The sequence below is a fragment of the Paenibacillus glycanilyticus genome (assembly GCF_023715145.1).
Lineage (GTDB): Bacteria > Bacillota > Bacilli > Paenibacillales > Paenibacillaceae > Pristimantibacillus > Pristimantibacillus glycanilyticus_A.
Map to the genome: position 1 here is coordinate 154,219 of NZ_JAMBNP010000004.1, position 12,942 is coordinate 167,160.

Here is a 12,942-nt window from a genome sequence, read left to right on the forward strand (position 1 = left end):
GCAGATCATTTTACACTCATCATTAGGGTGGACTAATTCATCGTTTTCATGCAAAAAGGGGATGTTCCTTGTAGGGAACATCCCTTTCCTGCACTCAAGACCGGCTTAGCTTTCGCTTAACGAAAAATCATCGAAGTACATCTCGCCTGCCAAACCGTTCACGTACAGCTGCACCCTCGCTTTGGCTGCGTTAGCTGGAGCCGCTTTAGTTCCATGAACGTTCTCAAATCCGCTTGTAGTCCCGTCATAATCCTTCAGCCACTCTTCCGTAAGCTGTTCGCCCGCCGCATTGTAAAAGATCAATTTCACCTGCAGCTTGCCGCCGGTCCCTTGCTTGCTCAGTTGGACGAATCCATCGAGTGTATACGATTGGCCGGGCGTTACAAGCGCATCCTGATAGACGCTGAACCAATCCGGATTAGAAGGATTTACTCTCATCGCTGCCATTCCCGATCGTTTTACCTGATCGGTCCATTGGCAGAGCCATTCTTTCTCGCATGTCCAGATCGCCGTTTTCCAAGAATCGTTGTGATCGTCAAAGCCGGGATTGAGAAGCAGATTGGCCGATGGCTCTTCCGGGGTCACCACTCCGTCCCCATAGCCCTTAATTGAGAAGTCATCCAAGTTAATGACTGTGTTTAACCCTTCGATGTACAGATAAACTCTAACTTTTGCCGTGCCTGACGGAGCTGTGAAGGATCCATAGATATTATCGTATCCGCTTGTTGTGCCATTGTAGACTTTCACCGTTTTGTCATCCAGAATGCTGTCTGCCGCGTTCATAAACTGCATTCTGACTTTAACGGTCGAACCGTTATTAACCGAGATATTGGCGAAGCTGTCCATCAGGTACGTATTGCCCGCACTGGCCGGAACGGCAGCGGATACAACACCAAACCAAGCGCCCGTAGTCCCGCTGATTCTAAGCGAGGCTTCACCGGATTTTTTCTCCGTTGTATCGCTTGCGCAGTACTGCGATTGTTCGCAGGTCCAGCCCATTGGCATGCCGTTTGCAATGGTCTCGAAGCCCGGGTTAAGCACCAGGTTGTCGGTCATCGTAGGGCTCTCCGTCGTCACTATGACCGCATCGCTAGCCGCAGATGCGTTTAACGCCTTGTCCGTAGCCTTTATTGTATACGTATAGGCAGTGCCCGGACGCAGGTCCCGATCCTGGAAGGTTGTTTCTGTGCTCCTGCCGATCAGTACGGAGTCTCTATAGATTAGATAGCCGGTTACGCCTGTGTTATCGTAGGATGAAGACCAGCCTAAATCAATCGTATTGATCCCGGTATCGGTTACCGCAAGATCTAGCGGTGAAGTCGGCTGGAACGTATCCGATGGATTCGTAGCTGCCACAATCGTGCTTCCGCCAGATTCGTTGCCTCCCGCGTCATGCGCCTTAATCATATATTGATAAGGGGTACCCGGCTGCAGCGCGACGTCCCGATACGAGTTCGCTAACCCGCTGACAACGCTAATTCTCTTCCCGTTCCGATAAATATCGTATCCGGTGACGGCTACATTATCTGAAGAAGCATTCCAGGTCAATTTGATCGTATGTTCGGTTATTACAGTGCTTGCCAGCTGAGAAGGCGCCGATGGATCCGTTTTATCCTTTTTGGATTTTTCGGTCAATACTGCTTTGAAAGCGATATCCCGGGAAAACGACGGAATGGCCATGGTTAATCCTTGACTGCCAGACGTTATCGAGGTCGTAGATATTGTTGTTCCCGTATATGTGTTGTAAAAGGACACCTGATATTTGCCCGCCTGCAGCCCTGTTACGCTAAATAGCATCCCCGAAACGGCTCTTCCGTTCTCCGCATCGTAAGTATATGCCGGATCATTAATCCAGCCGATTGCTCCCGTTTGGTCTTGGAAAGCGCCAACCTTGGTGCCATTGCTTTGAGTGCCATAATCCTTAAAGCCCATGTTAACCAAATTTTCTTCTTCCGGCTGAATGAAGCGCGCCAAATTCGCGTATTGCTCCTTGTAAGCCGGTGGCATATTGAATCCATTCTCGAAAATCCACCAGACATTTGCCCCGGCTGCACCCGACCGGAATACCGGCCCCCAAACGCCGTCATGAACATAGTTTAGCAAGCTGTCGTCGGTACTGATGTCATTGCCCGTTTTTCCAGCTTCGCCTATAAACACTGGACGATTGCCAAACGTCCTAAGCGCATTGAGACTCGCCTCCCATAAGCCTGTAATGTCCGAGTCCGCGGCATACAAGTGCATGTTGACGGCATCCAGGCTCTCAAGTCCGTCCCAAGAATCTTGGGTCGCATGCTGTTCAACATGATCCTTCCATGCAAAGCTGGTTGTCGTTGGATGCTTGTAGAAATCCCAGCTCTTCCAATACTCGTCGAGCGTTGCATGCCAGCTGTCACGGATTTCCGCCGTTGTGTCTACCCGGTTATCCGATTCGTTCCAGTATTCGAGCATGCCAAGAGATGTGCTGTAGCCCCAACGCGCGAACACGTAACGAAGCAATTTTTTCTGATAGTCGATGGCCTCGGGGTTATACCAAAAGTCCGTCTGATTCTCTTTCCACTGCGAGGTGCCTCCATTATCGCGATTGTAGGCATGATAGGCCCAGTCGTACCAGAAATCCCCGAAGCTGTTTAAGGTGAGCATTATGTACAGATCATTATCCTTCGCCGTTTCGATCAACGTATCCATACGAGTCATATTATCCAAATTGTATTTGCCGATTCCGTCATACGTCATCGTGATTCCGTTTTGTGTTGTTGTAACCGGTCCGTATTCTGGCGAATAATTCGCCCACCAAGCGGTTAGCCACACCCGCATGAGATTCATGCCGGCATTCCTATATTCAGGCATGGCAGCTAATGTTTCCGGCGGATTGCCCCAAGCGTAATTCGTGCCAAGCAGCGTAATTTGCTTCCCGTAGCTGTCGACGAAGCGGTCGCCCGACACGTTCATGAATCCGCGGCCGGCATCCGGCTTCTTCGCATTAAATTTGATTGTCCCCGACCTTGAAATGCCGTTCTTGTCTTTCACCGCGATGATAAGCTCATGCTTGCCCTGCTGGCGGGGAGAATAACGGACCGTCCAGCTTGGTGACGAAGGCGATGCGTAGAAGGCCGGAACAGTCTCGATGATTCCCGAAGGCGTCGTGATTTCCGCTACGGCATCCACTTCTTCCGGATCAAAAGGATTCGAGTACGTTGTTCCCAAGTTGAAGGTTGCCTCGAGCTTTGCAAACTGCGCCGGTTTGTCGGTGTTTAGTCTCACGTTTGTAATAGCAGTTGAAGTGTTTCCAGCGTAAGCGCTTGCAACAAAGGCATTTCCAATTCCGCCGCCGATCATGGTCACCGTTAAACAAACTGCAAATAGCCATAATGAAATCTTCCCGCGTTTCCTGCTTGTCATTACCGTCCATTCCCCCTCAGAATAATCACGAATACATCGCTTGATCTCCCCCTCATTGTGTCCCGATTAACAAGCTCCCGCAACCAGAGGGAATAGACAATTTCACCTTACGATTTTCATTTCTCTTCGTAAACAAATGGGATCAGACCGAATGCTCCGATCTTTAGCAGAAGATATGTTTTGGCTGCGATTTACCGATCCGCAAGTGCGGGACAGATTCGTGGACTGGGAGTCATCGGCGGCTAAGCTGGCGGCTTCATTCCGAACCGCATATGCCCGCCGGATGGAGAATCCTTGCGTGAGCTTGATCGTTGAAGATTTGGGAGAGGCGAGCTCGGAATTTGCGGAGATGTGGATACGTCGTCTGAAACAACTGCAGGAGAATATGCTGATTAATCAGCAGCGCCGCGCATTATTGACAAGGATAAATGATCATAGTTATTATGGATAAATAAAATCGATGAGGTGAGTATTTGTATGAAGTATTCGAAAGCCACTAATTATGCTCTTCATACCATGCTCTTTCTTGCAGCAGCTGCGCCGGACAAGCCTGTAGGAGTGCAAGTATTGGCGGAGAAGCAAGACGTCTCCCCTACTTATCTATCCAAAATATTAACGAAGCTGGCCAAAGCGGGAATGATTGAGTCTGCGTCAGGCGCAAATGGCGGATATAGATTAATGAGAAATTGGGAAAAGATTTCGTTCTTAGACATCATACATGCCATAGAAGGAACCGCTTCTTTGTTTCATTGCAGCTTGAATCACGGATCAGATTGTCCGATTCAACAGGTGGTCCTTTCGGCAGAGCAAAAAATGGAAGACCATCTGAGAAGTCAGACCATAGCCGATCTTGCCAAGTCAATGTCTTTCCAATGACCTCCATTCACAACTGCATAACAAAACAAAAAAGTCGTGGACTCCACGACTTTTTTGTTTATAGCAAGAAGGACCGTAAAAAATAAAAAAGCTGCCGTTCAAGAACGGCAGCTTACTCGTTAAGTATTTATGTTCAATTAACGGCGGAAATTTTGGCTGCCGCCACCGAGGCTTTGCTCAGCGATTTCAACTAAACGACGAGTGATGGAACCACCAATCTTGCCTGCATTATAAGTTGTGATATCACCGTTGTATCCATCATGAGATAACTGAATACCCAGTTGTGAGGCAACTTCGAATTTCATTTGATCTAAAGCCTGGGATGCCTGTGGGACCAGTAAAGTACTATTCTTTGCCATTAGTAAACCCTCCTGATGTGTTGTGAAATGTGTTGCTGGGATTAATTTCTCCAACTGGAACCATATTATACAAGCCGGTATTAAACTTTTTTCCGATCGATTATCGTTAAAATCTCCTTGTGTTCACCTTGCGGATTCTTCCACTGCACAATGATAAAGAGCCGGTCGGTATCTATTGCTTTGAGGATATTTTGTTCCTCATTGTTTACCACGCTGGCTCTATATTCAATATTAAACTCCTTATCGTTTTTCTTCTTTAAATCCAAATAAAGAGTACCAAGACGCGTGGCCTCTTCTTCGTTGTATTTGCCCTCTCTGATCCTTTTTTCTTTATAGGATATATCGAACACATTCACGACTTGCGTATCCAAGGCATTGCCTTGTGCAAAGGTAATATGAGCGATCTCATGGAGATCATTAACGGCTCCCTTATAGATAAATGTAAGATGATAAAAGCTAGCTCCATTTTTTTCGGTTAAGTTATTGGCTAATGATACTTCCCACATGTCCCCTGATGCGGAATATGCAATTGTGTGTACGTTCTGGTTATCCTTCTTGCAGGCTAAAGTGAAAATAAGGACCATCGTAAGGATTAGAAGCAATTTGCTCAAGCTCTTCATGGTTTCTGCCATCATAATGCCCCCTTACTCCTTAACTGGATGACGATCTGATCGCGTTGCCGGCTAACCTACTACTTAAATTATCCGGAAGAAGATGGAAGAAAGCAAGACAAAAGGACACCTATTGAGATGTCCTTTTGTCGTTTAATGCTATTAAATAGTTTGATTAGCCCCTTTGATTTCTTTTCGCATAAAAGCGCTGGAACGAAACGGAATAGATCAACATGTAAATGACTATTAATGCCGCAAACAAATTGATAATGACCAACGACACATTCAAGTCAAAAAACTGTGTCAGCAAGCCTACGGCAACCGGAGGTACGATAAATCCGGAATACGCGCACAAATAAAAAGCGGAGATGACACGAGGTCTTTCTTCCGGCTTCGGCAGCTGGCTTGCAAATGTCAGAGCCGCTTGAAACGTCCATCCTGCTCCGAGGCCTTGAATGAATATGCCTGCCCAAAGCAGAAGCAAGCTCGATGTTTCCCCGGAAATAACGATGAACCAGGATCCTGCGGTAAGCGCTAGGATGCTAATACGCATTCGGGTAACGGGATGACGCGGCCATGGGAAAAACTGCAGCACCGCCCCGCCGCCCAGAAGCAGCAGAATCAATAGTCCGGATATCGACAGATTACCGGAATGAAGGACATTTTTAACGAAGGATGGAATAAGCGAGAACACAACTCCGCCTAACGTAAACACGGTGAAGATCGGCAGGCCGATAAATGACCAGAAAGGAGACTTCATATGCTCTGGAATGCCAAGCGATATCTTATGCTTCGGGGTATTCCGCTCTTCTTGCTTGGGCAGCCATTCCAAGAATATCAAGGAAATCAATAACATGATAAGCAGCATCCAGAACGGCAAGCGAAGCGGCTGCACATGCAGGTACTGTACAATCAATCCGGAAATGGCCGGTCCCAAGCCAAAACCCATGTTCACGGTTACCCTGGATAACTTAAGCGCCTTCCCCGCTTTATCTTTCGCCGTTTGTTTCAGCAGAAAGGCGCTTGCTGTCCCTGTGAACGCGCCATACGCAATACCTTCCAATATCCTTGATGCATAAAGCATCCAAACGTTGCTGCTGACGATGAATAACAGCGTTGACGCGATAGAGATCCAAATACTGTAACGAAGGACTTTCTTTAATCCCCAGCTGCTCCCTCTCGCCCCCACGACTAATAAGGTTGGCAGCAGAAATACGGCATACACGGCAAATAAAATCGTAATTTCCAGATTGCTGAGTTTATAATGCTCCCCATAAATAGGGAACAAGGAAGAAACGTAAGTAGCACCGCAAGACATGATGAGCACAACCAGAAGCATTCTTCGCATATTTGTCTCCTTTAACCATTATTTTGTCTTAGTATATCCCCCGCTAAAAGAACAAACAGACTAAATAGTCTTATATGCCCGTATTGACCAAAACAATCGATGATGTCATATCTTCATCCATCGATCATTCAACCTACCAACCGGGTTAATGGAAAGAAAAAGATATACCAGCCACGTCGTCCATCATATCTCTCATTAACTTCGCATTCTCGGCGCCGAATTGCCTTTCGAACTCTGCCTGCGCCTTAGCCCAGCCGGGTTTTCCGATCTCGAGCCTGCTAAGACCTTCATCCGTTATCGAAACAATGCGGGCGCGCCGATCAGTCTCGCTAACCGCAATGCGAACCAGACTATCGCGCTCTAACGGCCGCAGATTATGACCAATTGTAGCACGGTCCATGGTCATTAATTCGGCAAGCTCCATCATCGTTTTGGGACCTTCGGTTTTTAGATACCCCAAGATGGAGAATTGAGTTGCCCGCAGCCCCGCTCCTGATTCAGCCAGGCAGGTATCATACAGACGAGTAATATGGCGTTGAGCGCGTCTCAGCTTCGTACAATTGCATACGGCAGGGATATTTATATCTATAGCCATTATTTTACCTCCATACTTATACCACTGGGATGTATACTCAAAGTTAATAAAATCATTTTAGTCTTATATGCCCTTAATTGCAAGCGGTGAGATCACCCAGCTAAAATAAGCTGTCGATCATCCAGCTGATTGCAGTGTTTAGATCAAGCGGATGATCGATCACGATACTTGCCCATAACACGAAGCCCATACAAGAGATAACGGCAAAGGCCCATACCTCTCTGCGGTGCATTTGCAAACGTCGCATGACTATGAAGCCAACAGCCAGGAAGACAATGAATAAGCCCACGAGCGCAATCATGCGGCGCTTTCGCTCCTCTCTTTACGAAACCAAGTGAACAGAAGTAGTAGAACAGGGAAACCAACCCCGAAGGGGACGTAATAAATAAACAAATAATCATGGATCCACTCCGCGTTCTCCGTGATATTGGAGAACAGCAAGGAATAAGCGGAGATCACCCATATCAGGGGGATAGCCACAACGGCACGGCTTCGAATGGAGAATACTTGGCAAATAGCCGTTACCGCAAAATAATAGATGGCGCTTAATTTGACAAATACAACAAGCAGCATGTTGATGGAAATAATGGATTCCAGATGTTCTATAAAGCTTGAAAACTCCATTTCACGGAAAATCGTATACTCCGGATATAGGAGATGGGACGATCTGTACACCCCCAGAATTCCAATCGCAAAAAAAACCGACAGCGCAATTTGAATGCCCGCGAACGCCGTTCCGCTAAGAACGGCTGTCTTCAGCCTTGCTTGCACTAATGGGAATATCATCATGCAGGCTACCGTCTCCAAGAAAGGAAAGCCAAGCGCGTATTTGGTATCCGCAATCGCCTGCCAAACATGAAAATCGCCGGGAATACGGAAGTTTCTCCAATCCCATTCGTTTAGCATGACCGTATACGGAATCCAGAAGGACATGAAGATATAAGGTACGATAAATATGCTGACCAGTGCTATCGACCGGATCCCCTTCACCGCCGCATAGGAGCAGACCATAAGGGCCATAAGGTGAAAAATAGTCGGAGGCGTTCTCGGCATCATCGTAATGTGCATATAATCGCTTATATTTCTCGTCACCCAAGCAGCTATTTGGAGAAAAAAGACGATATAGCAGACAGAAATGATTCCGCCTACGTATTTGCCAAATACTTTGCCCAATATTTGTACAAGCGACAGACCCGGATGCTTCCTCGATATGTAAATCCATACCAACCCAATGAGAACTCCAAAAAACGCACTCCAAAGATGAACAATCCACCCATATTGCTTCGCATCTGAGATCGTGGCATTTGGCAGCATGATAAAAGTAGTCCCCACGATAAAACAAGTAACGACACAAAACATTTGGAAGGGGCTTAATGAAGTTTGTTCCAACGTAATTCTCCTATTCGTACGGCGTAATCGTGTTTCCAATATGGTTAAGCGTTGAATGAATCTCAAATTTCACCTTAATGTCTTTCCATCTGTTCCGGCCTTGCTTCATGTCTCCGATTCCAAGCAAATCCCAGTTCTTCTCCAAAGAGAATTTAACCAATTCATCGCACTTCTCTTTGTAGGTGCTGTTGAAGGCTTGTTCCATTTCTCCAATATTCTGTACCGTTAATTTTCGGCTTTGCTCATTGTTTATTATGCCCAATTTCGAGTCCATTCGAATTCGCAGCGTATCTTTTGTTTCCCAAGTCCGCTTGATTTTAATATCGTTTACTCCCACATCAACCGTTTCGCCGTTTACCTTGAACGATTCTTGCTTGCGCGTGGCATATCCATTCAAGACGTAATAACCGTTTTTAATCTCATCGTTTACTTTCCCAACCATCTTAGCTTGAATAAATACGGCTCCCCCAGTTAATTTCAGGTTTTGCTTCGTCGCATTTATATCTTCCAATCGATCCGAAACGGATGCGGAACCCTCGCCAATATATTGAACCATGGGTATAATGGTTGGTCTGCTGAATGGAACTCCTTCTACAATGTCCTTAATTCTTGTCGGCAGTTTGTTTATGCCGAATCTTCTAGCGTGCCAATCCATCAACAAGCGGATGTTTCTGCCGGGAACCCTGTCTATTAAGGTGAAAGTATTGATGATCTGGGAAACGGGATCCTCCGATACAACGGCATATACATTCGTTCGGCGCTCTTTATAATTTTCCAGATAATTGATCATTTTTAATAAGCCAGCTTTGGCCGTGCGCTCCGATATGACATAACATTGCAGATGGGATGTATACAAATTTCTGGACATAACAGCGCCCGTATGTTCGAACATGCGCCCCATGGAAGGCGATTTAACCTCAAACGTATATACCGCGGCTTTGGTTGGGCCAGACCTTCGGGCTTCAATGCTGGGCGGATTAAGAACCTGATAATAGGCATGGAACATCCCGTTATCGTCCCGATCTACAGCGATCATGTCGACGATAGCCAGCTGGTTAATTTCCTTCATGTCCCAGCACCCGGAGCAAAGCGTCAACATGAGTAAAATAAAAGTTAGTTTCTTTATCATATCGAATCTCCTAACCCTTATTTCGCTGCCGGTTCATCAATGGCCGGTTAATGCGGATAAAGGTGTCCCTCCAATTCGCAAGCCTTAGCGGCGCAAGCGGAGCGAAGAAAGGAACACCCATGGAGCGAAGCGAAACCAAATGAATCAATAACACGAACACACCGCACATGACGCCAAAAAAACCTAATATGCCCGCTAATAACATAAATACAAATTGAATGAGACGTTGCGCAATGCCAAATCCGTAATTCGGAGCGACAAAATTAGCGATCGCGGTCAACGATACGACGATAACCATGGCCGCCGACACAATCCCTGCTTCTACCGCTGCTTGGCCCAGCACCAAGGCTCCAACAATGGATATGGCTTGACCGGATATCCGCGGCATTCGCAGTCCGGCTTCCCGAAGGACCTCAAAAATAACCATCATGCCGAAAGCTTCTACTACCCCCGGGAAGGGTACTCCTTCTCGCTGCGAAGCGAGGTTTGCAAGCATGGAAGACGGCAGCATCTCCTGATGATAGCTGGCAATGGATATGTATAAGGAAGGAGTAAATACGGAAATCAAGAATGCCAGCATGCGAAGCCAGCGCAATAACGTAGCAATATCAGATCGTTGGTAATAGTCCTCGGACGTAGAAAACGATTGAAAAAACGTAATTGGACCCGCCAATACGTTAGGCGTACCGTCCGTAATGACAGCTGCTTGACCTTCAAGCAATTTGGCAACGATAGCATCCGGTCTTTCCGAAGACATGAACTGGGGAAAAGGCGTTAAAGTCTTGTCTTGGATAAATTCTTCAATATACGCGCTCTCGAGAATGCTGTCGGTGTCAATGGCTTTTAATCTATTGCGGAATTCGTTTATCAAATCCGGATCCGCGATTCCCTTCATGAACAACAAGCTAACGGACGTATTGCTCTCCGTTCCGATAATCATTTCTTCAATGACCAATTTCTCACTCTTTAAGCGTTTGCGGATAAGCGAAATATTACGTTGGCAGTCCTCCACAAAGCCTTCGCGCGGACCTCGGACGACGGATTCTGTTTCAGGCTCCGCTATGTTGCGCTGCTCTTGTTTGCGGACATTAATGGATACGGCGCTTTGACCGGGAGGGACAATAAGGCATTGCCCTTCTAATATCTCCTTAATGCATGAATCTACCCCTATCACTTCTTTGACTTCCGCTTGTTTAAAAGCCGACATCAACCAATGAAGGGGATTCATGCCGTCCACCAGAGGGGTATGTGGCGTTATGATGCCGGATATGATCAATTCATCCACGAGCTTCTGATCCGTAATCGTGCACAAATAAATGCAGGTTAGCTCGACATGGTCTTGAACGATATAGGACTTTACGACAAGATCAGGCGAATCGTGCAGTCTATTTCGAATGAGTGGCGATATATTTTGGTTTTGCTGCTCCATCCGGAACTCCCCCCTTTTTTCCAGAGGATTCCCTAGCGCCATGACTAATATTCTGGCATAAAAAAAGGAGCCCGACAGAAATCGGGACTCCTTGATATTCTTATACTCGAACGGCGACTTTTTTGAGCCAGTCCTCATAACGTGCCGCGCTGATGCGTGCCGAGCCGTCAATTGGGACAAGGGACGATTCCTTCACATGAACACCGAAGTAAGGAGCTGCCTCGTCCGTTACTACCTGACGGGTATCTTGAGTTGCTCTAAGGTATTGACGAACAAATTCATCGAGACCCAATTTATCTGGCCCCGCAATATCCGCGAAAGTATCCGCTCTCCAGCATACCGTCTGTCCCGACAACCGACAATGCAACGTGATGCTTCACTCCCGCGCTTCTTCGGCAGCAAGGAGATTGCGGGTGGAGGATTCAATGAATTTTCTAAGGTGTATGAATTAGTTCAAACCGGCTTTGGACAATCCAAAAGCAGCATCAGCGGAGCCCGGTACCTGTTTGAAGGCTACATTGATTCGGTTCCAAGCATTAATCGCCATAACCGAGAAAGTCAGGTCGGAAATTTCTTTCTCCGTGAAGTATTCGCGAACGCGGTTATAAACGTCGTCCGGCACACCATGCGCGGGCAGGTTGGTCAGAATCTCCGTCCAAGCCAGCGCAGCGCGTTCACGCGGTTCAAACAGGGTGGATTCTCTCCAAATCGAAGTATGATAGAGACGAAGCTCGGTTTCTCCATTGATCTTTGCCTGCTTCACATGCATATCCAGACAGAAGCCGCAGCCATTCATTTGCGAAGCTCTGATATGAACAAGATCAAGGATCTTCTCTTCAATGGAGCTGCCTTTCTCGGCGTTGCTGAATTCCATCATTTTCTTGAAAAGCTCTGGCGATTGCTGCATATAATTTAAACGTTGTGTCATTTGTAATTCCTCCTCGTTTTTGTTTGACACTATAAAGACAATCGACGATCTTTATTTGTGACATAGATTACAGAAAAAATTTTTAGGTAACCATTAACCCGCCATCGACCCCAATCACTTGGCCGGTAACCCAGCTCATCTCCGGGTTAGCAAGGCTCACCATCCAAGCCGCCACATCGTTTGGTTCGCCGCGGCGGCCAAGCGGAATGCTTTGACGTTCATGTTCCTTGACGGCATCGATTTGCTCGGGAGTTAGACCCATGCGATCGCGAAGGAAGGCAGTCTCAACCGGTCCGGAAGCAATGGCGTTCACGCGGATCCCTTTTGGAGCGAGCTCCAATGCCCAGCTGCGCGTCATATACTCGATTGCCGCTTTACTCGACCCATAGAGCGAGAGGTTGGCCCCCGCCTTGCTGCCATAGGTGCTCGACATATTGATGATAAGTCCCTTCGTCTTCTCAAGATGAGGGATTGCAGCAGCGGCAAGCAGCGTTGGGCCAGTGACATTTACTGTGAAGATATCCAAGATGGACTGGGCATTCACATCTTCGAGAGGCATGATGGCGCCGGCACCCGCATTGTTAACGATGATATCGATTCGACCCCATTGCTTCATTGCGGCTTCAACGGTAAGAGCTGCCGATTCCGGATTACCTGCATCAGCGACAAAGCCCTTAATGGACGGATGATTTGCCGTTATTTCTTCCAGAACCTCCATCCGACGTCCCGTAATGAGCACGTTAGCCCCTTTTGCCGCAAACATCCTTGCGGCGGCGAGTCCGATACCGGAACCCCCGCCTGTAATAATGACAACCTTATTGTTTAACATGAGTTTAGTCTCCCGTCTCGTTTGTTTAATTACTAATAATTAATTGATTA

At 47.1% G+C, this 12,942-nt stretch carries 14 protein-coding genes; 2 read left to right on the plus strand and 12 right to left on the minus strand.

Annotated features, from left to right (window positions below; all coding sequences use genetic code 11):
* Window positions 1–105: 105 nt before the first annotated feature.
* Window positions 106–3,399: a fibronectin type III domain-containing protein gene (locus M3194_RS13080; RefSeq protein WP_251654507.1), complete on the minus strand. Its 3,294-nt coding sequence runs from the start codon at window positions 3,397–3,399 to the stop codon at window positions 106–108.
* Between the two features lie 151 nt (window positions 3,400–3,550).
* Here M3194_RS13080 and M3194_RS13085 point away from each other — a divergent pair, with 151 nt between their 5' ends.
* Together M3194_RS13085 and M3194_RS13090 are read left to right on the plus strand one after the other, a co-directional pair.
* Entirely contained in the window at window positions 3,551–3,850 is a 300-nt protein-coding gene (locus M3194_RS13085; protein ID WP_251654509.1) for an MmyB family transcriptional regulator, read from the plus strand.
* A gap of 26 nt (window positions 3,851–3,876) precedes the next feature.
* Entirely contained in the window at window positions 3,877–4,275 is a 399-nt protein-coding gene (locus tag M3194_RS13090) for an Rrf2 family transcriptional regulator (RefSeq protein ID WP_251654511.1), read from the plus strand.
* A 137-nt stretch (window positions 4,276–4,412) separates the two neighbouring features.
* Here the strand turns inward: M3194_RS13090 and M3194_RS13095 are convergent, their stop codons facing one another.
* From M3194_RS13095 to M3194_RS13145, 11 genes are all read right to left on the minus strand, one after another.
* A complete protein-coding gene (locus M3194_RS13095) occupies window positions 4,413–4,634 on the minus strand; it encodes an alpha/beta-type small acid-soluble spore protein (RefSeq protein ID WP_251654513.1) in 222 nt (73 codons plus the stop codon).
* Between the two features lie 80 nt (window positions 4,635–4,714).
* Window positions 4,715–5,269, minus strand: coding sequence for a hypothetical protein (locus M3194_RS13100; protein WP_251654515.1), 555 nt, complete (start codon window positions 5,267–5,269; stop codon window positions 4,715–4,717).
* A gap of 151 nt (window positions 5,270–5,420) precedes the next feature.
* Window positions 5,421–6,593: an MFS transporter gene (locus M3194_RS13105; RefSeq protein WP_251654516.1), complete on the minus strand. Its 1,173-nt coding sequence runs from the start codon at window positions 6,591–6,593 to the stop codon at window positions 5,421–5,423.
* A 145-nt stretch (window positions 6,594–6,738) separates the two neighbouring features.
* The gene (locus M3194_RS13110) at window positions 6,739–7,188 is read right to left on the minus strand and encodes a MarR family winged helix-turn-helix transcriptional regulator (protein ID WP_251654518.1); all 450 of its coding nucleotides are present in this window, start codon (window positions 7,186–7,188) and stop codon (window positions 6,739–6,741) included.
* Between the two features lie 100 nt (window positions 7,189–7,288).
* Window positions 7,289–7,489, minus strand: a complete 201-nt coding sequence (locus M3194_RS13115; protein WP_251654519.1) for a hypothetical protein — start codon at window positions 7,487–7,489, stop codon at window positions 7,289–7,291.
* Complete coding sequence (locus M3194_RS13120) at window positions 7,486–8,643, minus strand: GerAB/ArcD/ProY family transporter (protein WP_311290695.1); 1,158 nt, start codon at window positions 8,641–8,643, stop codon at window positions 7,486–7,488. Before M3194_RS13120 ends, M3194_RS13115 begins: the two co-directional genes overlap by 4 nt.
* A complete protein-coding gene (locus tag M3194_RS13125; RefSeq protein WP_251654523.1) occupies window positions 8,588–9,706 on the minus strand; it encodes a Ger(x)C family spore germination protein in 1,119 nt (372 codons plus the stop codon). The genes M3194_RS13120 and M3194_RS13125 overlap by 56 nt, the downstream gene beginning before the upstream one ends.
* A gap of 10 nt (window positions 9,707–9,716) precedes the next feature.
* Window positions 9,717–11,135, minus strand: a complete 1,419-nt coding sequence (locus tag M3194_RS13130) for a spore germination protein (protein ID WP_251654525.1) — start codon at window positions 11,133–11,135, stop codon at window positions 9,717–9,719.
* 100 nt (window positions 11,136–11,235) lie between these two features.
* Entirely contained in the window at window positions 11,236–11,502 is a 267-nt protein-coding gene (locus M3194_RS13135; RefSeq protein ID WP_251654527.1) for a hypothetical protein, read from the minus strand.
* A gap of 81 nt (window positions 11,503–11,583) precedes the next feature.
* Complete coding sequence (locus M3194_RS13140; protein WP_251654529.1) at window positions 11,584–12,063, minus strand: carboxymuconolactone decarboxylase family protein; 480 nt, start codon at window positions 12,061–12,063, stop codon at window positions 11,584–11,586.
* 82 nt (window positions 12,064–12,145) lie between these two features.
* Entirely contained in the window at window positions 12,146–12,892 is a 747-nt protein-coding gene (locus tag M3194_RS13145) for an SDR family NAD(P)-dependent oxidoreductase (RefSeq protein ID WP_251654531.1), read from the minus strand.
* Window positions 12,893–12,942: the final 50 nt, after the last annotated feature.

Excerpts from the sequence above, each read along its gene's own strand:
- M3194_RS13080 (WP_251654507.1), bottom strand. The coding sequence starts at position 3,399 with ATGACAAGCAGGAAACGCGGGAAGATTTCATTATGGCTATTTGCAGTT.
- M3194_RS13085 (WP_251654509.1), top strand. The coding sequence starts at position 3,551 with ATGCTCCGATCTTTAGCAGAAGATATGTTTTGGCTGCGATTTACCGAT.
- M3194_RS13090 (WP_251654511.1), top strand. The coding sequence starts at position 3,877 with ATGAAGTATTCGAAAGCCACTAATTATGCTCTTCATACCATGCTCTTT.
- M3194_RS13095 (WP_251654513.1), bottom strand. The coding sequence starts at position 4,634 with ATGGCAAAGAATAGTACTTTACTGGTCCCACAGGCATCCCAGGCTTTA.
- M3194_RS13100 (WP_251654515.1), bottom strand. The coding sequence starts at position 5,269 with ATGATGGCAGAAACCATGAAGAGCTTGAGCAAATTGCTTCTAATCCTT.
- M3194_RS13105 (WP_251654516.1), bottom strand. The coding sequence starts at position 6,593 with ATGCGAAGAATGCTTCTGGTTGTGCTCATCATGTCTTGCGGTGCTACT.
- M3194_RS13110 (WP_251654518.1), bottom strand. The coding sequence starts at position 7,188 with ATGGCTATAGATATAAATATCCCTGCCGTATGCAATTGTACGAAGCTG.
- M3194_RS13115 (WP_251654519.1), bottom strand. The coding sequence starts at position 7,489 with ATGATTGCGCTCGTGGGCTTATTCATTGTCTTCCTGGCTGTTGGCTTC.
- M3194_RS13125 (WP_251654523.1), bottom strand. The coding sequence starts at position 9,706 with ATGATAAAGAAACTAACTTTTATTTTACTCATGTTGACGCTTTGCTCC.
- M3194_RS13130 (WP_251654525.1), bottom strand. The coding sequence starts at position 11,135 with ATGGAGCAGCAAAACCAAAATATATCGCCACTCATTCGAAATAGACTG.
- M3194_RS13140 (WP_251654529.1), bottom strand. The coding sequence starts at position 12,063 with ATGACACAACGTTTAAATTATATGCAGCAATCGCCAGAGCTTTTCAAG.
- M3194_RS13145 (WP_251654531.1), bottom strand. The coding sequence starts at position 12,892 with ATGTTAAACAATAAGGTTGTCATTATTACAGGCGGGGGTTCCGGTATC.